We start from the raw sequence: 18710 nt of genomic DNA, 5'->3' as shown, positions 1-18710 counted from the left end.
TCGGATTTGCGCCGCTCCCGGCCCCTCCGTGATTACGCACGCTGTCTCCTCCGAGCCTGACGCTCACGTCGCGGGTTGGATTTGCGCCGCTCCCGGCACCTCCGTGATTACGCACGCTGCCTACTCCGGGCCTGACGCTCACGTCGCGGGGAACTCACCCGTGATCTCCTTCCTGAAGGGCTCGCCAGATCCGGTCGGCCGTCATCGGCAAACGGGTCTGTCGTACCCCGACAGCATCGCGGATGGCATTCGCCAGTGCGGGGGCGACCGGGTTGTACGGCGATTCACTCATCGACTTGGCACCGAGAGGGCCCAGGTCATCAGCGGTTTCGGCGAAGTAGACCGCGGTGCGCGGCAGGTCGGCGAGCTGCGGGATGTGGTAATGCCGCAGCGTCTGCGTGGTTACCACCCCCTGATCGGAGCGCATGTCCTCGTAGAGCGCGGAGCCGATGGCCTGCGCGACCCCGCCCTCCACCTGGCCGCGGCACTGCACCGGATTGAGCACCGTGCCCGCATCGGCGGCCTGGACCGAATGCAGGATGCGCACCTCGCCGGTCTCCGGCCGCACGGCGACCCGGAATGCCTGCACATTGAAGCTGACCGAACGCGGGCTGCCCGCATGTTCGCCGTTTCCGGACAACTCGCCGTCGGCCAGCAGTTCCGCGACACCGATCAGCCGGTCACCACAGCGCACGTCCGTCGATTCCAGGACGCATTCCGCCTCGGGGCGATCGGTCAGTTTCGCCGCCCGGACCAGGATCTGTTCGCGCAAGGCCACCGCCGCCGCATAGCAGGCCTTGCCGGCGACCGTAATGCCGGTCGAGCCGAAGGCTCCGGTGTCGTGGCCGACGACATCGGTATCCGCCTGGCGAATCACGATGCGGCGCACATCGGTATGCAGTGCCGTTGCCGCGAGCTGGGCGTGCACCGTTGTCGTTCCGCTGCCGAATTCCACTGTGCCGACGCGGATCTCGTAGCATCCGTCGGGTAGCAGTGTGGCGGTCGCCTCGGCGCGGTGGCCACGCGGCGGGATGGTGGCGATCATGGCCAGTGCCATGCCGGTGCCGACCCGCCAGTCCGGGCCCGGTGCGGGAACCCCATTGCCGCGCAGTATGGCCCGCTCTGCCAGGTCGAGGCATTGATCGAGACCGTAGCTGCCGAATGCCAGATCGCCCTGGTCGACTTCGGCGCCGACGAACTCATCGCCGGGTACCACCACATTGCGTCGGCGGAATTCGAACGGATCGATGCCGAGTGCGCGGGCCAGGTCGTCCATGGCCGATTCGACACCGAAGATGATCTGTCCAAGGCCGTAGCCGCGGAAGGCGCCGGAGGGAACATTGTTGGTATAGACCGCTTTTGCCTGAACGCGCTTATTGGCGCAACGGTAGACCTCGACCGATTCGCCGACGCCGTGGAACATGACGCCCGCACTGTGATTGCCGTACGCACCGGCATCGGCGAGCACATCGATCGAGAGCGCGGTCAGCACGCCGTCGGCATCCGCGCCCGCGGTGACCGCGACCCGCATCGGATGACGGCAGGTGGCGCTGGTGAATTCGTCGGACCGGGTGAATTCGTACTGGACGGGTCGTCCGGTGCGCAGCACCGCCAGCGCGATCAGATCCTCGGCCAGCATCTCCTGTTTGGCCCCGAACCCGCCGCCGACCCGCTTGGCGAAGACCCGCACGCGATCCCGCGGCAGCCCGAACAGATGGCACAGCTCGTCGCGAACCAGGAACGGCACCTGGGTGCTGCATCGGATGACCAGCCTGCCGTCCGCGTCCAACCAGCCGATGCCGCCGTGGGTTTCCAGATGTACGTGCTGACCGCGCGGCGAATGCCAGATACCGCTGACCACCTGCGCCGCCGCGGCCAGACCCGCTGCCACATCGCCGACCTCGCCGTCCACCTCGGCGATCAGATTCCGCTCGGTATCGGCGATGCGAGCCGAATCCGGCTTTCCACCGTGCAGTTTCGGCGCTTCGGGAAGCAGTGCCCCGGCCGGATCGAATACCGCGGGCAGGATGTCGTACTCGACCGCCAGCGCACGGCAGCCCGCACGGGCGATATCCATGCTCTCCGCCACCACGGCGGCAACCCGCTGGCCGACGAATCGCATCGTGCGATCGAGCAGGTAGGTGTCGTCGGGATCGTCGGCGCGAAGTTCATGGCGCCCGGTCGAAAACGCGATATCCGGCGCATCGGCGTAGGTGAGCACGGCGTGCACGCCGGGCAGTTCCTCGGCCGCGGTGGTGTCGATGGAGACGATCCGCGCGTGCGGATGTGGGCTAGGTAGGACCGCGATATGCAGTGGGGCAATGGGCGGGGCATCCGCGGTGGTCGGTGCGTCCTGCGGCGAGACGTCGAAGGTGAACGGTTCAGTGCCCGTGACGATCCGAGGTCCAGCGGGTGCGCCGACGCCGGTGCCTGCCCGTCCGAACGCAGTGTGCTCCGCGGCCTCGGGAATCGTGCCGGTCAGCGCATCGGCGATCGGGCGATAGCCGGTGCAGCGGCACAGGTTGCCCTTCATGAGTTCGGGCAGCGCTCCCGCATCCGGGTGCGCCGGTCCGCCGCAACCGAGGCCAGCGGCGGTGACCACCATGCCCGCGGTGCAGAAGCCGCATTGGAAGGCGGCCGAATCCACGAATCGCTGTTGGATCGGATGCGGCTCCTCGGCGGTGCCCAGGCCGGAGGCGGTGGTGATGGTGCGATCGGCGGCGCGGTAGGCGGGAAGGATGCAGGAGTGCACCGGCACACCGTCGAGCTGCACGGTGCAGGCGCCGCAGTCCCCCGCATCGCAGCCCTTCTTCACCGCGAAGACGCCCTGCTCGCGCAGCAGCGTGCGCAGGCATTGGCCCGGTCGCGGATCGGCCTGCACAATTCTGCCGTCTACCTCGAATTTCATTGCGAATCACCGGCTTCGCCGCGTAGCTCGGCGGCCACCTCCCGCGCCAGCACACCGCTGACGTGACGGCGCCAGTCCGGTGCGCCGTGCGGATCGTCGAACCACAGCGTCGGATCGATGGCCTCGATCGCAGCCGATACTTCGTGATCACCGGGTGTCGCAGCGAAATCCAGCACAACGGGTCGGCCGGTGGCGGCGGTGATGGTGATCGCACATCGGCCATACTGCTCACGAAGCCCCATCACGACTGCCCCCGAACGACCGAGCGGGGCCAGCGCGATCTTCCGGAAGGCGGTGTGCGCGTGGAGGGTTCGAGTCGGAATGGTGATCGATCGCAATACCGCACCGGCTGTGAGCACATTACGTCCCGGCCCGAGCGTGAACTCCCGCAGCGGAATCCGCCGATCGCGGCCGTCCGGCGACCACACCAGCGCGACGCCGTCCAACGCCACCAGCGCACCCAGCACCGCACCCGCGGGCAAGGACAAACACACATTCCCGCCAACCGTCGCGGTTCGCCAAATCTTGTGCGATGCGAGCAACGCCCGGCACGCCTGCGCGAACAGTGCCGTCCCCGGCCAGTCCGCCCGCAACACCTCCACCCCCAGTTCCCGCCCCGGCATCGCCCCAGCGAACTCCGCCAACGTGCAGGTAGCCGCGATCTCCAGCCCCGCGCCCGTCTCCGTCAGCGCGGGCCAGCCGAACCCGGTGATATCGACCAGCCGATCCAACCCCGCCTGCGGCTCGGAGAACAAAAACGTCCCCCCGGCGAGCACCCCACATGCCTCACCAACAAAAGCCAGGTCAGCCCGCTCCCGAGCCACCACCACATCCCGAATCGTGTCCAGATCCACGCCACACCTCGCTCCACCGTTTCCCTGTCGCCAACCCTAGGAGCCGAGCGTTGCGTCGATATTTCACAACGCCCACCGCGGATTGCGCGGGGGTAACCACACCATCCTCCCTCGAGAACTATGCACAGGTCAGGGGTGGTCGATCTGGTGGATACGCGTCTGCGGCGGGGGCGCGTTTCGTCAGCGTCCGACGACTTCCCATCGGGCATTCTCAGCCGCGGGCGAAGGCGTTAACGCAGACGATCGAGTGCGGCACGCCGCACTCGATCGTCTGCTGTCGTGCTCATGTGGTTCGGTGTTCCGGTTCATGGTCGCCAAAGCGTCGGGGACCGGGCACGGCGGCGAGTTCGGTTACCGCCGTTGCAGCGACACCGCCGCCGGATGCCCGACACCGAGCAGGACTGCTGACAGGGTTGCAGGACACCGGTCAGGGCACGTTCCTCGTGACCGGCAAACTGGTCACCGACGCGGAAGCGTTGGAAATCATGCGGATTCCCGGAGATGAGGCCGCCGTCGAGGTGGAGATCGGACGAGAGGTGATACCGGATGCGGCTGTACCAGCGTGATGGGCTCGCGGAACTGTTCGCGGGCGCGAAGCATCGCGCGTTTCATCTAGAGACCCGCGACGAGTACCTGTCCTCGTCGGAACATTCCGCGATGACCGAGTTTCTCGCCGACGAGACGACCGACCCAGGCGGTCCATGGTTCGAACCGTGGGCGGCGCTGGTGTCTGCGACCACCGAGCGCGGCGTCGCCGTCGAGCGCGCCCGCATCGTGACCACTCCGCACGGCGCATACACGCGGTACCTGCTCGCGCTCACACCGCACAACATCACTGCGGGCGAAGAGGTTAGGTGGTTGCCGCGGCACGGGGCGACACCGGCCGACGCCGCAGCCGATGACTATTGGTTGATCGACGACGACCTAGTCGCCTATAGCGTGTTCGACGAAAATGAGTGGTGGTCCGGCGTCGCCGCGACCACCGACCCCGTGATTGTCAGATACGCCTGCGCGGTGCGCGATCGGGTGTGGGCGACGGCGACGCCGCATGAGCAGTATCAGCAGTGATCGGAGTCGAACAGGCCAGGCAGGCGCTCGGGGCGCGCCTTCGTGAACTACGCAAGGAGGCGCGCCTATCCGGTGCCCGCCTGGCCGACCTTGCCGGGTGGCCACCCAGCAAGGTTTCCAAGATCGAGCACGGTCGCCAGATCCCAACCGAGCAAGACCTCGCCGATTGGTGCCAGCTAACCGGCTCCGAGCTTGCTCTGCCCGACCTCGTCGCCACAGTGCGCAATGTCAATGCCGCGTACCTCGAATGGAAACGCATCGTTGCGGGTGGTCACGCCCGCCGACAGCGGCAAAGTATCGAGCTCGAGGGCGTGACGCGCCTGGTGCGCGGGTTCGATCCGTTGATTCCAACCGGGTTGCTGCAGACTCGCGCGTACGCCGAGACGATCCTGCGTCGCTGCATTGATTTCGTCGGCGGCACCAACGATCTCGCTGAAGCGGTCGAAGCACGTATGCAACGACAGCGCGTGCTACGCGAGGGCGTGCACCAGTTCCATTTCCTGATCGGCGAACCCGCCCTGTACACCGGCGTCGGTGACGACGCGGTACGCATCGAGCAGCTCGAGCACCTGCTCGAGTTGATGAGCCTTACCCGCCTGGTTCTCGGCGTGGTGCCAAAGACGGCCGAGTTCCTGTACACGGTCACCAACTTCGTCATGTACGACCGGCGCCGGGTTCACGTCGAGACCGCGACGGCGCAGCTAACCATCACGCAGCCGCGCGAGCTGGCCTACTACGACAAGGCGTTCGCCGCGCTTACCGAGCGCGCCGTCTATGCCAATGCCGCGCGAGATCTGATCACAGCGGCAATGGCGCCACCGTCCGGCGTCTCAGCGTAGGGGAGCGCACACTCGCGGACTCCGTCCACGAAACCCGATACTCTCGGGCCCGTCCAAACCCGGCGAAACCTGGTGTATCCCGAGTAACCGCAGGATACGGGCGCAGCGCGGTGCCGCAGGCCGACCGGCACTCCGGCCGCGGCCAGATCGGCGGTGCACACGATACCGGCACCGATCCGGGCATTCGACGTGGGGCAATGCGCCACAACGCATCAGCACCATAGGGGTGTGTATCCCGATCTCGACGTCGGAAATTGCGCCCACTGCCGTCGACCATCGCTTCTCGTACTCATGCGTTGCGGGAGAACCGATTTCGAAGCGTCGAGCACGACCCGACGATCACCCACACTCCACGTGCGCCGCTTCCCATTTACGACCTGCGCAGCGCATCCGGCGTCCACATCTGTGCGGAATCGGTACCGCCGCGCTGCCTATTGCCCGCCCGGTCCACGATCACGAACGCGACGGTCACGCAGACGGCGAGGTACATCGCCGCGGTCAGCGTGATTCCGACCGGGCCGAAGAGCGCGGCCCACACGCCTTCTCCGCGCACCCAGTAGCCGATATCGTTCAGGGTGTATACGACCGGCAGCGCGATCGCACAAAGCACCCCCAGCGCGCGCACGTAGTCGGGGTACGTTTCCGGGCCGATGAGCATGGCAGCCTGATCCGCATACAGCGTCGCCCGACGCGCGGGATCGCCCAGATCGGCGAGCGTCGCGTATTCGGCCTGGTCCGGGACCTCACCGAGTTCGACACGAGCTTCGATGTAAGCAGCGATCATCGCGCGTAACTTCTGCTCGACGGCAGGACGATGCTTATCGGATACCCGCCGCACGACGACGGCGACGTAGCGGTCGGTCAAGGTGGTGGTCACAATTCTCGTCCCTCCGAGTCGGCGCGCCCAGCACCGCAACGGCATTCGATCGAGTCGGTGTGCCGTCGCGGCAATGGTTCCAACTGTGTCCAATGTTCAGGTGACGCAGGCGGTTTCGGCTCCGCTCAGCTGACCTGGGTGCCACCGAAGCCGAACGCGAAGCTGTGGCCCTTGGACCGGCAGCTGAGTTCGGCACGGGCGCCGGAGCCGACACAGGTGGCTCCGCCGTAGCTGATGGTGGCGTTGCCGGGATACGGGTTGGTGGAGGTTGAAAAGTTACGCGCCTTCATTCTTCCTCCGCACAGGTATCGACTTCAGTGACATCAGAAACAATCGAAATTGCCAATCGCACAAGCACTCTCGACGCAGCACGGATCAGGCACCGCGCTCGCTACCGGAGACACCAGCTCAGACCTTCAGTCCTTTTTTGGTGACATAGACGGTGTGGAAGGTCCACAGCCCGGCAAGGACTACCAGCCATTGCAGGCTGCTCACCAGCGGCACCGAATCGATGGGCAGCGTGTAGGCGAGCGCGACACGCAGCAGCGCGTCCGCGGTGAAGGTCGCGCCCCAGACCGCGGTCAGCACCCGCAGCTGGCTGCGGAATTCGGAGTCGTTGTGCCAGCGGGCATCCCACTGTCGGTAACCTTCCTCGCCGATCTTCACGGTGACGATCGCGCGGGAAGTCGTGCGGATGAAGGGCTGCTGGGTGAACAGAGTGGCCAAGATCCACAGACCGAGCACTCCGAAGATCCAGCTGTCACGCACCATCAGCGTCCGGGGGTCGCCGGTCACCAGTGACATCACCGCACCCACCACGATCATGGTGAGCGTGAACAGCGCCACCGCGTCGACGCGGCGCTGCCGAATCGCCTGGTAGGCGAGGAACGGCACGGTGAGCACGGCGGGCGCGATCAGCGCCAGCCACGGATTCACCCCGGCCGCGCGCAACCCGTAGTAGCCGCCGATCGGCAGCACCAGTTCCACGATCAGCTGCCGCGCGATCAGGCGGCGCACAGCGGCGTTCTTCTGCCGCGACGTGCGATCCACCGCAATCGACTGCGGCTGGTTCCGCTCGGCTCCGGTCGTGATCACGATTGCCTCCGTGTGGCGTAATCGAATAGGTCGGCGAGTTCGCGTGCGCAGGCCGCGGCATCGAAGTCGGGGTCGACACCGGCTCGGGTAATCGCCGCCTCCCGCGCGCCCCGGATGGCCAGCACCATGAAGGTGGGATCGAAGTCGCGAAATTCCCCGGCCCGCTGGGCTTCTCGCATCCACCCCTCCTCGGCGCGGGTGATCTCCGCGAGATGCTCGACCAGGCCAAACTTTTGCGGGTCGTCGGGACGGATGTTGGCGACGATGCTTGCCAGCGCCCGCTGATGTCGGGGGTACTCGCCGAGCAGTGCCAAGTTGGCCACGAACCAGGCGCGCAGCTGAGCGGTATACCCGGTCTCGGCGTCGAGCTTGGCGACGACGAATTCCGTATTCACGCGGACGATTTCGGTGGCCACCGCGCGGATCAGATCATCCTTGCCCTCGAAGTGGTAGGAGATCATGCCGGTGCTACTCAGCCCCGCCTGCTTGGCGATCTTCGCAAACGACGCATTCGGATAGCCGACCTCGGCGATCACCTCGATCGCGGCCTCGACGATCTGCGCGCGGCGCGCGGTCTCGGTGAAGGTCCGCTCTCTGTGCTTACCCGAGCCGTCCATTGCTTGCACAAGCAAAACGATAGCGCGGCTTGCTCAGGTGAGCAAGAATTGATGTAGATGAGCAATGGGTGCCCTTGATGTGCGCAGTACGCTCACGCAGCACCCGCACCAGGTCGGCGGCTGAGAGGTGGACCGAGGCCGAATCTGCGATGCCCAGCTACGACGCGGCGTCGCCGCGGTCGCCAGGATCCGACCACAACAATCCATAGGTCGATACGAAGCCGTCACGCCGTGCGCATGGCTGAATACCGCCCCGCCAATAGCCCACGACGCCGATCACAACGTGCACCAGGCTCGCTCGATACGAAACGAACGCGACCGCCCGTGACGGCGCTATCCCGCCTTCGCCACCAGCGCCGCCTGGGCGCGAGCGACCTCGCCGCCGACCTTCTCCTCGTCGACGGTGCGCACCTCGCCATCGCGAACGACCGTGCGCCCGTTGACGATCAATGCGGCCAGCGGCGGCGCGGAGCCGAGGATCAATGCGGTCACCGGATCGTCGATGCCCGCGTGCGCGGGCGTATCGAGCCGCCACAGCGCGAGATCGGCGAGCTTGCCCGGTTCGATCGAACCGATCTCGGCAGCGCGCCCGAGCAGCCGAGCACCACCGATGGTGGCCAGTTCCAAAGCCGTTCGTGTACTGATCGCCCGCGGTCCGCCCTTGGCGCGGGCATAGAGCAGCGCGCCGCGCGGCTCCTCGATCATCGAACCGGATTCATTGCTCGCCGAGCCGTCCACCCCGAGTCCGACCGGCACACCGGCCGCGACCAGATCGGCGGTGCGCGCGATACCGGCACCGATCCGGCCATTCGACGTGGGGCAATGTGCCACTCCGGTACCCGTTTTCGCCATCGTGCCGATGGCTTCGTCATCGAGGTGGATGCCGTGCGCGTACCAGACATCCGAACCGAGCCAGCCCAGCTGCTCCATGTACTGCGCCGGTGTGCAGCCGAATTTCTCCGCGCAGAACTCCTGCTCGTCGATCGTCTCGGCCAGATGGGTATGCAGGCGCACCCCGAGATCGCGTGCCAGCGAAGCCGATTCACGCAATAGCTCCGTCGTCACCGAGAACGGCGAACAGGGCGCGAGCGCGATCCGCAGCATCGAGTCGTACGACGTATCGTGCCAGCGCGCAACGGCATCCGCGCTCGCGGCCAGAATCGCGTCGAGGGTTTCCACCACTTGGTCGGGCGGCAGCCCACCCGAGCTCTGCCCGAGATCCATCGAGCCGCGGCACGGCTGGAACCGCAATCCGACCTCCGCGGCCGCGGCGATCTCCGCGCCGAGCAGGTCGCCGCCCGCGCGCGGGAAAACGTAGTGGTGATCGGTGGTCGTGGTACATCCGGTGCGCGCCAGCGTCGCGAGGGCACCGGTCGCGGCGACGCGAACCGCGTCTTCATCGATGCCGGCCCAGATCGGGTAGAGCGTGGTGAGCCATTCGAACAGGGTGTTGTCCGGCGCCAGACCACGGGTGATCCACTGGTAGAGATGGTGGTGGGTATTCACCAGACCCGGCGTGAGCAGGCAGCCACGGCCATCGATCCGGTGCACATCCGCGCCGAGATCGGGCGCGTCGCCCGCGCCGACCGCCGTGATCCGATTGTCGACCACCGTGACATGCCCGCGGCGGTATTCGGTGCCGTTCGGATCGACGGTAGCCACGGCGCACCCGTCGATGACCGTCGTTGTCGTCATGCGCCTACGGTATCCATGCCGGTCCGGCTTCCGGGGCATCTTCGCGTCGCACGGTGGCGTGGATGAGTCCGTAGGGACGATCGTCGGCATGGTAGACCTCGCCGTGGTTCTCGATACCGAATCGGCCCAGGTCGTAGTCGAAGTGATGCTTATTGGGCGCGGCCAGCCGGATCTCGGCCAGCACCGGATAGGCGGCCAGCGCGGCCCTGCCCATCTCGAACAGCGTCTGCTGCAAGGCTTTTGAATGCAGCGTCGCGAAGATCTCGACCATCCGCTGCCGAACACCCGCGTACACCGCGTCCCAGTCCACCCCGGTGGTGCTGGCGAAGCGCCACTGCGCAATGAGAGAGGTCGCGAGCATCCGGTCGCGGGTCGGCGCGAGCACGGTGAATTCGTCGGTGAGGAAGTCGGCGAACTCCGAGCCGGTCGACTTGAGGATCACCAGATCCTTGACCCCGCCGATAACCCAGGCCCGCTGCTGGTCGCCCTTACCGGCCACGGTGACCGCCGCGGTCCGGACCTCGGGGCCTTGCCGCACCCAGGTGTGGTCGTGCTCGCTGCCGTCGACGGTGACCCGCTGCCAGGCATATTCATCGACCTCGATGCGCGCACTGTGCACCGGATCGATCTCATCGACGAAATGCGCGGCCAGCGCCAGCGCGTAGTCCTCGATCGGTTGCAGCCCAGGCTTTTTCGCGTACGCATACGCGGTCTGCTTCTGAGTATCGGTCGGCAGCACCTTCGACTGGTCGCCGGCGACATAGGCGTCGGCGAAATCGCCGCGCAGCACGGTGGATACGTTCACATCGCGGATCTCGTGGCGCGCATCGTCCCGGTAGATCCGGACGATTCGGTTCTCCGCCTTGCCGTATCGGTTGTCCGACAGCACGATCGGCCCGGTCAGCTCCATGGCTCAGCTCCCTCGATAGGTGGAAAAGGCGAAGGGCGACAACAACAACGGGACGTGGTAGTGCCGCTCCTCGATGACGACGAAGGTGACGCAGACCTCCGGATAGAACGATTCGATCCGGCGCGCGGCGAAGTAGGCGCCGGTATCGAACACCAGCCGGTAGGTGCCGGGCGGCAAGCCCGCGCCGAGCGTGGCGATGCGGCCATCGCCATCGGTGGTTCCCGAACCGAGCACCTCGGCGTCGCGATGGAGCACCACCGCGATACCGGCCGCGGGCGCACCCGCGACGGCATCGAGCACATGTGTACTCAGTGTGCTCATGGCTCCACCCCACTAGCGCTCGGTCCCGCCGCGACCATGCTCGTGGCTGTGCCCGTAGTTCGCGCGCTGCGCCCGCTCACGCCGGATCACCCAGCAACCGGCCCAGCCGAATCCGATTGATCTTCGCCAATTCCGTTCGCATAACCCGCCTTTCGGTCTCCGGATCATTGCCGAGCCGGGCGGTGAGCAATTCGAGCAGCTCCGCACCGGACTTACCGGTCGCGCACACCAGGTAGATGTGGCCGAACTTCTCCTCATAGGCCAGATTGCCCGCGGCGAGCCCGGCCCGCACCGCATCCTCGGCCCCGGCCACTCCGGCCTGCTCGCGCGCCGACGCCGCGGTATCGGGCCGGGCGCCGATGCGCGGATGTCCGTCGAGCGCGCGATCGATCTCGTCCTCGGACAATTCCGCGAGCACCGCATCGGCCGCGGCGCAGACCGCGTCGATATCGGCATATGGCCGTCCGGCGACCAGCGACCGGGACCAAAACGGCGACGAGCAACACCCGAGCACGATCGCGACGGCCGCCGACTCCGGCAGCCCATTGAACTCCGCGAGGCCGATTCGGTCGCCTGTCATCGGACCAGCATCGAATACCACCACCCCGGTCGCCAGTCGAACGAGATAGATCACTTCCGGCGTGTCGTTTACCCGCGATCGTCGATGTCACACCACCTTTCTGTAACCCATCGGCTACACGGCCGGACTACCGTCTCGATCATGGTGGTATCCGACGACACCGCGCCCGATCCGGTCTGCGCTGGCATCGTCCTGGCGGCGGGCGCCGGAACCCGGTACGGGATGCCCAAGGCGCTGGCCGAGGGCGGAGCCTGGCTGCGGTCGGCGGTGGCGGCGCTGCGCGATGGCGGCTGCGATCCGGTGATCGTGGTGCTCGGCGCGACCGGACCGGCGCCGACGGCCGTCGACCTTCCCGATGGCACCGATTACGTCTGGGCGGCGGACTGGGCGACCGGGCTCGGCGCCTCGCTGCGGACGGGCCTGCGGGCCGCGGCGCGCACGCACGCCGACTACGTGGCGATCATGCCGGTGGATACCCCCGATGTCGGCGCGGATGTCGTCGCCCGGGTCACCGCCGCCGCCTTCGCCGCGTCGACCGGCTTGGCCCGCGCTGTGTTCCACGCCACACCCGGACATCCCGTTGTCATCTCGAACAAGCATTGGACCTCGATTTATCAAGCAGCCGTAAGAGATTCCGGCGCGCGGACCTATTTGGCCGGTAATAACGATATGGTGTGCGTCACGTGCGACGATTTGGCGACAGGCGACGATCGTGACTTCCCGGCCACGCCGCACGCGTGAGCGGAGCTGAGCAGATGCGCGACATTGTCGACGACCTATTGCGGGTTTGGCATTCCGGCCGGACCGGCGGACTCGCCACCATCGTGCGCACTGTGGGTTCCGGACCGTTACCGGTGGGCACATCGATCCTGGTGGATGCCAATGGCGCGATCTACGGCTCGGTCTTGGGCGGCACCGTCGAGGCGACCGTGATCAATGCGGCCACCGAGGCCGCGCGCACCGGTAGACGTGGATTGCAGCGCTTCGGGGTGCCGCCGGGCGAGCCCGGGCTGGACTCCGGCGGCATGGTCGATGTTTTCGTGGAACCGTTCTCCCGCCGCGACTTTCCGGAATTCCCCACCGTCGCTGCGGAAATCGCCGCGCACCGCCGGGTCACGGTATTCACCGTGGTGTGGAATCCGGACCCGGATCTGATCGGGCAGCACCTGGTCACCCCGAAACGGCATGCGACCGAACTCGTCGCACTACCGGAATCCGATGTATTCGTCGCCTCGTTCCCGCCGCCACCGCGAATGATCATCTTCGGCGCCAATGCCTTTGCCGCGGCACTCACCGTGCAGGCCAAATTGCTCGGCTACCGCGTCACCATTTGCGACTCCCGCGACACCTTCGCAACCCCCGATGCCTTTCCCGGCGCCGAGGTGGTCGTCGACTGGCCGCACCGGTATCTGAATACGCTCGCGGCGGCTGGCGAGATCGATAACAGCACCGCGATCGTCGTACTCGGACACGATCCGAAATTCGAGATCCCACTGCTCACCGTGGCGCTGCGCCTACCCGAGCTGGGCTATCTGGCCGCAAACGGATCGTGGTCGGCACACATCCGGCGTATCGAAGACCTGCAGGCAGGCGGCTTCGACGACGCGACACTCGCCCGCCTGCACTCCCCTGCCGGTCTCGATATCGGGGCGCGCACCGCCGCCGAGGTAGCCGTGTCCATCACCGCCGAACTGCTTGCTGCCCGGTCTTATGAGACCGGGCAGCAGGCCACCGAAAAAGCCGATGCCGTACCGGAATTCGGCGCATATCCGGCCAATGCCTCAATAGCGCTCTAACCGCGAAGCACTACTTCAGACCGGGATTCTCCGCGTACACCTCGCGCAGCACCGACAGGTCGAACAGCTGGTCGGCCTTGATGTCGATCTTGGCACTGCGCAGCGCGGCGATATTCTGCTCGATCAGCTGATCGGTCATGGTCAGCAGACCGTTGGCGGTCGAATCCGCCGATACCACCAGGCCGTTCTGCGCGGTCGCCTCCTTGGTCTGCTCGGATAGATCGAGCTTCTGATCCTTGCCGTACACCTCGACCGCGAGCCGGGCGGATTCGGCCGGATTCGCGACCGCGTCCTTCCAGCCCTTGATCTCGGCGATCAGGAAGGCCTTCAGCTTGTCGCGCTCCTTATCGATGGTGGACTGCTTGACCGTCAGGGTCTCGGCGACCAGCGGCAGGTTGTAGTCGGCGAAGAGGAAGTTCGTATTCTCGAATCCCTTGGCGGTCAAGGTGATCGGCTCATTGGTCACATAGCTCACCCAGCCGTCGACTTCGCCGTTGGCCAGTGGTGTCGGATCGTATTGCGCGGGCACGATGGTGACATCGCTCGGCTTCATACCGTTGGCGCTCAGCAGGGCATTGAAGATCAGCTGGTTGGTGTCCTGCACACCGATCTTGCGGCCCTTCATATCCTGCGGGGTCTTGATCGGCTTGGCGGCGGAGCTGACGATGCAGAAGGGGTTCTTCTGATACGTGGTCCCGACGATCTTGGCGGGCAGGCCCTCCAGGATGGCGGGCGCGGTGGTCTGTGGCGCCGAGGTGCCGAGCCAGACCTTGCCGGTGTCCAGGCCCGCCTCGACCGAGGTGCTCGCGGCGCCACCGGCGACCAGATTCACCGAGCCGAAGCCGGCCTCCTTGTAGTAGCCCTTGGAATCGGCGAAGTACTCGCCCGCGAATTCGATGTTCTTCAGCCAGGACAGCTGGATCGCGACGGAACCGTACTTGGATCCGTCCGCCACCGACCCGCCGGAGGAGTCTTTCGAATCATCGCCACATGCGGCCAATAGGCTCGCACCGCCTAATGCGGCGCCAGCCAGCGCGGAGTAACGAAACAGGGATCGCCGGTTCAGGTTCGGCCCGAACGAAGAGCGTTGCACGGGTGTCATGGGCCGAATCTAAGGGGATTCCGTTTCAATTTCTTTACTTTGACGTTCCGAGCGCTGATTTGCGAAAAACTAACCGGTCAGCGGCGGCCCGCCTCGGGGCCGAAGCGGGCGAGCACCAGATTCTCGATGACGCCGACGATCGCGTACAACAGCACCGAGACGATGGTCACGATCACGATCGAGGCCCACAGTTTGTTGTACTGGAATGTCGGGATGGCGCGAATCAGGCTGGCCCCGAGCCCGGTTCCGCTGCCAAGCCACTCCCCGAGCAGCGCGCCGATCAGCGCGCCCGGCACCGAGATCCGCGCCGCCGCGAAGACCGAGGGCAATGCGGCGGGGACGGCGACCATGCGCAGCCCGGTCCAGCGGGACCCGCCGTAGGCGGCCACCAGATCCATGGCCTGACGCGGTGCGTTGCGCAGTCCGGCCATGATCATCACCAGCGCCGGAAAGAACACCACGATCGCCGCGAGCACCGTCACACCGGCCAGCCCGCGCCCGAATACCAGCACAATGATCGGCGTCAGCGCCACCAGCGGCACCGACCGCAACAGCATGGCGACCGGCATGAACGTCTGCTCGACCACCGAGAACGAGACGAACAGCGCGGCGACCACGAGCGCCGCCAGCATGCCGACGCCGAATCCGATGGCCGCATCGCGCAGGGTGATCTGCAGATCGTCGAAGATGGCCTGTCGTGCGGCATGCGCGCCCGCGGAGTCGAACAGGTACTTCCAGACATCGGTCGGCGTCTTGCCGACCCGCGGCCCGACCTGCGGGAATGCCTTCAGGAAGACGTACCAGATCACCAGCATGAGCAGTAGCGCGGTGGCCAAGGGGAACAGGAAGCGGCCGAGGCGGATCAGCACATCGAACGTCCCGGCGGCGGCACTGCGCTGGGGCCGCGTGCTCTCCGCAACGGCCGGGGTCACTTTGTCCATCGGCGCAAGTTCGTCAGCCATGGCACTCCTCCGAACTGGCCCCATAGCGGAGCGGGGTCTCGCACTCTTCTGCCCGCCGGGCACCTCCTGGCCCGACGCGCGCCGACTCACCGCCCGAATTCATCGGGCGACTGCGCGCGCGGGGCGCCAATTGTGCGCGGCTCATCTCGCCTCCTGCGCGGTCCACGGGGTGACCAATCGGGCGACCAGCGCGACGATCGCGTAGCCGAGCCCCGCGAGTGCGGCGGCGGCCAGTGCCATCCCCCAGGTCCGAGGCACGTTATATGCGGTTTGCGCGGCGGTCAGTGCGACGCCGATGCCGCTGTCCACGCCGCCGAGGTACTCACCGATGATCGCGCCCAGCACGGCCGAGGGCGCGGCAATCTTCAACGCCGCGAACATATTCGGCAGCGCCGCAATCGCCTGCACCCGGTAGAGCTGTTGCCAACGACCGCCGCCGTACGCTCGCACCAGATCGAGGCTGGCGACATCGGCCGAGCGCAGTCCGGTGACGGTTCCGACCATGGTGGTGAAGAAGCAGTACATCGCCGCGAGGAAGACCGTCGGGGTGCGCCCGCCGAAGACCACCAGGATGATCGGACCGAGCGCGAGCAACGGGATGCAGTAACTGAGGATGGCCAACTGGGTCGCCAGCGGTTCGATCCACGGGACCAACACGATGAGGAACGCGAGCCCGATGGCCAGCGCATTGCCCCACACGAATCCCTTGAACGCGCCCAGCGCGGTGATCCGGAAGTTGGGGCCGTAGAGATCCCAGCCGTCGGTGTACATGGTGTGTAGGACGGTCCACGGACTGGGGATCGTGCCGCCGGCGACCTCCATCGCGGCCAGCAGCCACCACACCGCGACCAAGCCGAGGACGCCGACCAGTCCACCGATCCTTTTCATGACGCGCCCCCTTGTCGGCGGGGGCATACCACCGCGCGCGGCGGCTGAGGTCGACCGACCCGCTGCCACCCTGGGCGTGCGTGGGCCAGGCATCTGGTCAGGTCATGTGATCGCGGTTCTCGGTTGTCATTCATGCCCGCACCTCACGGACCGTTCCGAGCGGGCGCTATGTGATTTGCTCATGCGACACCGCCCTTGCCGGACTTGCCGAACAACAACTCCGACAGATAGTCGTGCAACTTGTGGAATTCCGGGGTGCGCATCATCTCGGGCGTGCGCGGGCGCGGCAGATCGATCTTCACCAACTCCAGCACCCGGCCCGGCCGCGGGCTCATCACCGCGACGACATCGGAGAGGAATACCGCCTCCGCGATGCCGTGCGTGACCATCAGTGTGGTCGCGGGTTTCTCGGTCCAGATCCGCAGCAGTTCCAGATTGAGCCGCTGCCTGGTCATATCGTCGAGTGCACCGAAGGGCTCGTCGAGCAACAGCACGGTCGGCTTCACGACCAGGGCGCGCGCAATCGAAACACGTTGGCGCATACCGCCGGACAGCTGCGCCGGTTTGGCCTTTTCGAACCCCTCCAGCCCGACCAGCTCGACCAGATCCGCGATCAGCCCCGGATCCGGGGAGATGCCCGCGACCTGCAATGGCAACTTGATATTGGATTCGACCGACCGCCACGGCAGCAGCGCCGAATCCTGGAAGGCGATGCCGAGTTCATGGCGGCTGCGCAGCTGGGCGGGGGTCTCACCGTCGATGAGTGCCTTGCCCGCGGTCGGGGTCTCCAGTCCGGCCAGGATGCGCAGCACCGTCGATTTGCCACAGCCCGACGGGCCCAGCAAGGACAGGAACGCACCCTGTTCGGTATGCAGATCCACCGTGTCCAGTGCCTGCACCGTCTTCCTGCCGACCCGGAATGTCTTCGTCAAACCACTGATGTGGATGCCCGTCCCCCCGGTGGGCTCCTCGGTACCGCTCGCCATCATGACCAAAACACTAGGAGCAGGTCGTTGCACGGATATTGCAAATCGCCACCCCAGATTGCGCAATCGTTACGTGGACCGGTCCGCCGCACCTAGAACGCCCTACTCGTGTGGCGTTCGCCGTCATTCCGGTCGACAGGGCCGATCACTCGACGCCGCCGCCACAAGTGCTGGCACCACCGGATAGCAGCACCGTGCGAGCGCGCGGACGGCTCACTGTGCGAGATAGGCAAAGACAGCTCGCCCCGGGAATACGACCCGAGATCGTGAGCAACGACGATGCGTTGACCGACGCCGCGACTGCACGGCGCGTGGCTCGCAAACCTTTTTCAGACCTCGCACACCGACTCGCTGCGCGAAACGCCGTCGCCCGAACAGAAAGTATGCGTCAAGCCCGGTGCTGGATTCGGGTGGGCGCTTCGGGCAGACACCCGGCGATGGGCGGGTATTTCGATCGAGGTGCGTCGAATTCGCGGGTTGGGATGAGATGTCGACCGACTCGGGTTACAGCGTGGGTGAACGCATTCGCTGCGCTGCTGGACGCCAAGTTGGATATCGCGGGGTCGGAGATTCTTTGGCGCGAGGTTGTCGGCAACGGCTTCGGGCTGGCGGCGGCTGTTGGCGGGATGCGGCGGCGGGTGTGGGCGTGGCCGATCGGGGTCGCGGGCAATGCGTTGCTGTTCACTGTTTTCGTCGGTGGAGTCTTCAATACTCCGCAGCATCTGAATATGGCGGGGCAGGCCGGGCGGCAGTTGATGTTCATCGCGGTCAGTGTGTACGGGTGGTGGAGTTGGTATCGGCACGCGCGCGCCGAAACCGGACTCGAACACCGTGGTGTCGTGCCGCGCTGGGCCAGCGGGCGCGAACGCCTGCTGCTGGTGGCCGCGATGCTGGTCGGCACGGCCGCGTTCGCCCAGCTGTTCGCGCTGATCGGTTCCTACGGGCCATGGGCGGAGGCCTGGATCTTCACCGGATCGGTCCTGGCGACCTACGGCATGGCACGCGGGCTCGCTGAATTCTGGCTCATCTGGATCGCCGTTGATCTCGTCGGCGTACCGCTGCTGCTGAAGGCGGGCTACTACCCGTCCGCGACCCTCTACCTGGTCTATGCGGGCTTCGTTGCCTGGGGGTTCGTGGTCTGGGTGCGGACCATGCGCACACCAACGACACCCGTGGCAACCGAACTCGCTCCGGCCCGAAATTAGTTTCGCA

At 66.2% G+C, this 18710-nt stretch carries 20 protein-coding genes and 1 pseudogene; 7 read left to right on the top strand and 14 right to left on the bottom strand.

Annotation, left to right across the window (positions count from 1 at the left end):
• Positions 1 to 154: 154 nt before the first annotated feature.
• A complete protein-coding gene (locus ABZ293_RS10860) occupies positions 155 to 2908 on the bottom strand; it encodes a molybdopterin cofactor-binding domain-containing protein (protein ID WP_355179411.1) in 2754 nt (917 codons plus the stop codon).
• On the bottom strand, positions 2905 to 3762 hold the full coding sequence (locus tag ABZ293_RS10855; protein ID WP_355179409.1) for an FAD binding domain-containing protein: 858 nt from the start codon (positions 3760 to 3762) through the stop codon (positions 2905 to 2907). Before ABZ293_RS10855 ends, ABZ293_RS10860 begins: the two co-directional genes overlap by 4 nt.
• Positions 3763 to 4175: 413 nt before the next feature.
• Between ABZ293_RS10855 and ABZ293_RS10850 the strand changes: the two genes are divergently transcribed.
• The 4 genes and pseudogenes from ABZ293_RS10850 to ABZ293_RS10835 all read left to right on the top strand — a co-directional run bounded on the left by ABZ293_RS10850 (position 4176) and on the right by ABZ293_RS10835 (position 5669).
• A complete protein-coding gene (locus ABZ293_RS10850; protein WP_355179407.1) occupies positions 4176 to 4328 on the top strand; it encodes a hypothetical protein in 153 nt (50 codons plus the stop codon).
• Entirely contained in the window at positions 4309 to 4830 is a 522-nt protein-coding gene (locus tag ABZ293_RS10845) for a DUF6879 family protein (RefSeq protein ID WP_355179405.1), read from the top strand. The genes ABZ293_RS10850 and ABZ293_RS10845 overlap by 20 nt, the downstream gene beginning before the upstream one ends.
• Positions 4827 to 5012, top strand: a pseudogene (locus ABZ293_RS10840) (helix-turn-helix transcriptional regulator); the annotation flags it as partial. The gene ABZ293_RS10845 and the pseudogene ABZ293_RS10840, both read left to right, overlap by 4 nt.
• Before the next feature lie 36 nt (positions 5013 to 5048).
• A complete protein-coding gene (locus tag ABZ293_RS10835) occupies positions 5049 to 5669 on the top strand; it encodes a DUF5753 domain-containing protein (RefSeq protein WP_355179622.1) in 621 nt (206 codons plus the stop codon).
• 370 nt (positions 5670 to 6039) lie between these two features.
• Here ABZ293_RS10835 and ABZ293_RS10830 read toward each other — a convergent pair whose 3' ends face one another.
• The 8 genes from ABZ293_RS10830 to uraD all read right to left on the bottom strand — a co-directional run bounded on the left by ABZ293_RS10830 (position 6040) and on the right by uraD (position 11764).
• On the bottom strand, positions 6040 to 6546 hold the full coding sequence (locus ABZ293_RS10830; protein WP_355179403.1) for a hypothetical protein: 507 nt from the start codon (positions 6544 to 6546) through the stop codon (positions 6040 to 6042).
• A gap of 125 nt (positions 6547 to 6671) precedes the next feature.
• A complete protein-coding gene (locus ABZ293_RS10825) occupies positions 6672 to 6836 on the bottom strand; it encodes a hypothetical protein (RefSeq protein ID WP_355179401.1) in 165 nt (54 codons plus the stop codon).
• A gap of 118 nt (positions 6837 to 6954) precedes the next feature.
• Positions 6955 to 7641 carry a VC0807 family protein gene (locus tag ABZ293_RS10820; RefSeq protein ID WP_355179399.1) on the bottom strand — a complete coding sequence of 229 codons (687 nt, stop codon included), beginning with the start codon at positions 7639 to 7641 and terminating at the stop codon, positions 6955 to 6957.
• Positions 7638 to 8258: a TetR/AcrR family transcriptional regulator gene (locus ABZ293_RS10815; RefSeq protein ID WP_355179620.1), complete on the bottom strand. Its 621-nt coding sequence runs from the start codon at positions 8256 to 8258 to the stop codon at positions 7638 to 7640. Before ABZ293_RS10815 ends, ABZ293_RS10820 begins: the two co-directional genes overlap by 4 nt.
• 333 nt (positions 8259 to 8591) lie before the next feature.
• Entirely contained in the window at positions 8592 to 9953 is a 1362-nt protein-coding gene (locus ABZ293_RS10810) for an 8-oxoguanine deaminase (RefSeq protein WP_355179397.1), read from the bottom strand.
• Between the two features lie 4 nt (positions 9954 to 9957).
• Positions 9958 to 10863 carry a factor-independent urate hydroxylase gene (pucL, locus tag ABZ293_RS10805; RefSeq protein WP_355179395.1) on the bottom strand — a complete coding sequence of 302 codons (906 nt, stop codon included), beginning with the start codon at positions 10861 to 10863 and terminating at the stop codon, positions 9958 to 9960.
• Between the two features lie 3 nt (positions 10864 to 10866).
• Entirely contained in the window at positions 10867 to 11184 is a 318-nt protein-coding gene (gene uraH, locus ABZ293_RS10800) for a hydroxyisourate hydrolase (protein ID WP_354957761.1), read from the bottom strand.
• A gap of 76 nt (positions 11185 to 11260) precedes the next feature.
• Complete coding sequence (gene uraD, locus ABZ293_RS10795) at positions 11261 to 11764, bottom strand: 2-oxo-4-hydroxy-4-carboxy-5-ureidoimidazoline decarboxylase (protein WP_355179393.1); 504 nt, start codon at positions 11762 to 11764, stop codon at positions 11261 to 11263.
• A 141-nt stretch (positions 11765 to 11905) separates the two neighbouring features.
• Between uraD and ABZ293_RS10790 the strand changes: the two genes are divergently transcribed.
• Positions 11906 to 12505, top strand: coding sequence for a nucleotidyltransferase family protein (locus tag ABZ293_RS10790; protein WP_355179391.1), 600 nt, complete (start codon positions 11906 to 11908; stop codon positions 12503 to 12505).
• Positions 12506 to 12519: 14 nt separating this feature from the next.
• Positions 12520 to 13560, top strand: coding sequence for an XdhC family protein (locus ABZ293_RS10785; RefSeq protein ID WP_355179389.1), 1041 nt, complete (start codon positions 12520 to 12522; stop codon positions 13558 to 13560).
• Positions 13561 to 13570: 10 nt separating this feature from the next.
• On the opposite strand, the gene ABZ293_RS10780 is transcribed toward ABZ293_RS10785, so the two are convergent.
• The 4 genes from ABZ293_RS10780 to ABZ293_RS10765 all read right to left on the bottom strand — a co-directional run bounded on the left by ABZ293_RS10780 (position 13571) and on the right by ABZ293_RS10765 (position 17501).
• Positions 13571 to 14662 carry an ABC transporter substrate-binding protein gene (locus ABZ293_RS10780; protein ID WP_355179387.1) on the bottom strand — a complete coding sequence of 364 codons (1092 nt, stop codon included), beginning with the start codon at positions 14660 to 14662 and terminating at the stop codon, positions 13571 to 13573.
• Between the two features lie 77 nt (positions 14663 to 14739).
• A complete protein-coding gene (locus tag ABZ293_RS10775; protein WP_355179618.1) occupies positions 14740 to 15477 on the bottom strand; it encodes an ABC transporter permease subunit in 738 nt (245 codons plus the stop codon).
• Positions 15478 to 15765: 288 nt separating this feature from the next.
• Complete coding sequence (locus ABZ293_RS10770; RefSeq protein ID WP_355179385.1) at positions 15766 to 16512, bottom strand: ABC transporter permease subunit; 747 nt, start codon at positions 16510 to 16512, stop codon at positions 15766 to 15768.
• A 179-nt stretch (positions 16513 to 16691) separates the two neighbouring features.
• Entirely contained in the window at positions 16692 to 17501 is an 810-nt protein-coding gene (locus ABZ293_RS10765) for an ABC transporter ATP-binding protein (protein ID WP_354957766.1), read from the bottom strand.
• Positions 17502 to 18013: 512 nt separating this feature from the next.
• Between ABZ293_RS10765 and pnuC the strand changes: the two genes are divergently transcribed.
• Positions 18014 to 18703 carry a nicotinamide riboside transporter PnuC gene (pnuC, locus tag ABZ293_RS10760; RefSeq protein WP_355179383.1) on the top strand — a complete coding sequence of 230 codons (690 nt, stop codon included), beginning with the start codon at positions 18014 to 18016 and terminating at the stop codon, positions 18701 to 18703.
• Positions 18704 to 18710 lie beyond the last annotated feature (7 nt).

It is taken from the genome of Nocardia sp. NPDC005998 (assembly GCF_040614395.1).
Classification (GTDB): Bacteria; Actinomycetota; Actinomycetes; order Mycobacteriales; family Mycobacteriaceae; genus Nocardia.
The sequence above is the reverse complement of the archived record's forward strand: the minus strand, read 5'-3'. Positions and strand labels throughout refer to the sequence as shown.

Bases quoted from the DNA above. Each gene is read 5' to 3' on its own strand.
- ABZ293_RS10860 (WP_355179411.1), bottom strand. From the start codon at position 2,908: ATGAAATTCGAGGTAGACGGCAGAATTGTGCAGGCCGATCCGCGACCG.
- ABZ293_RS10845 (WP_355179405.1), top strand. From the start codon at position 4,309: ATGCGGCTGTACCAGCGTGATGGGCTCGCGGAACTGTTCGCGGGCGCG.
- ABZ293_RS10825 (WP_355179401.1), bottom strand. From the start codon at position 6,836: ATGAAGGCGCGTAACTTTTCAACCTCCACCAACCCGTATCCCGGCAAC.
- ABZ293_RS10815 (WP_355179620.1), bottom strand. From the start codon at position 8,258: ATGGACGGCTCGGGTAAGCACAGAGAGCGGACCTTCACCGAGACCGCG.
- ABZ293_RS10810 (WP_355179397.1), bottom strand. From the start codon at position 9,953: ATGACGACAACGACGGTCATCGACGGGTGCGCCGTGGCTACCGTCGAT.
- pucL (WP_355179395.1), bottom strand. From the start codon at position 10,863: ATGGAGCTGACCGGGCCGATCGTGCTGTCGGACAACCGATACGGCAAG.
- uraH (WP_354957761.1), bottom strand. From the start codon at position 11,184: ATGAGCACACTGAGTACACATGTGCTCGATGCCGTCGCGGGTGCGCCC.
- uraD (WP_355179393.1), bottom strand. From the start codon at position 11,764: ATGACAGGCGACCGAATCGGCCTCGCGGAGTTCAATGGGCTGCCGGAG.
- ABZ293_RS10790 (WP_355179391.1), top strand. From the start codon at position 11,906: ATGGTGGTATCCGACGACACCGCGCCCGATCCGGTCTGCGCTGGCATC.
- ABZ293_RS10785 (WP_355179389.1), top strand. From the start codon at position 12,520: ATGCGCGACATTGTCGACGACCTATTGCGGGTTTGGCATTCCGGCCGG.
- ABZ293_RS10780 (WP_355179387.1), bottom strand. From the start codon at position 14,662: ATGACACCCGTGCAACGCTCTTCGTTCGGGCCGAACCTGAACCGGCGA.
- ABZ293_RS10775 (WP_355179618.1), bottom strand. From the start codon at position 15,477: ATGCTGGTGATCTGGTACGTCTTCCTGAAGGCATTCCCGCAGGTCGGG.
- ABZ293_RS10770 (WP_355179385.1), bottom strand. From the start codon at position 16,512: ATGAAAAGGATCGGTGGACTGGTCGGCGTCCTCGGCTTGGTCGCGGTG.
- ABZ293_RS10765 (WP_354957766.1), bottom strand. From the start codon at position 17,501: ATGATGGCGAGCGGTACCGAGGAGCCCACCGGGGGGACGGGCATCCAC.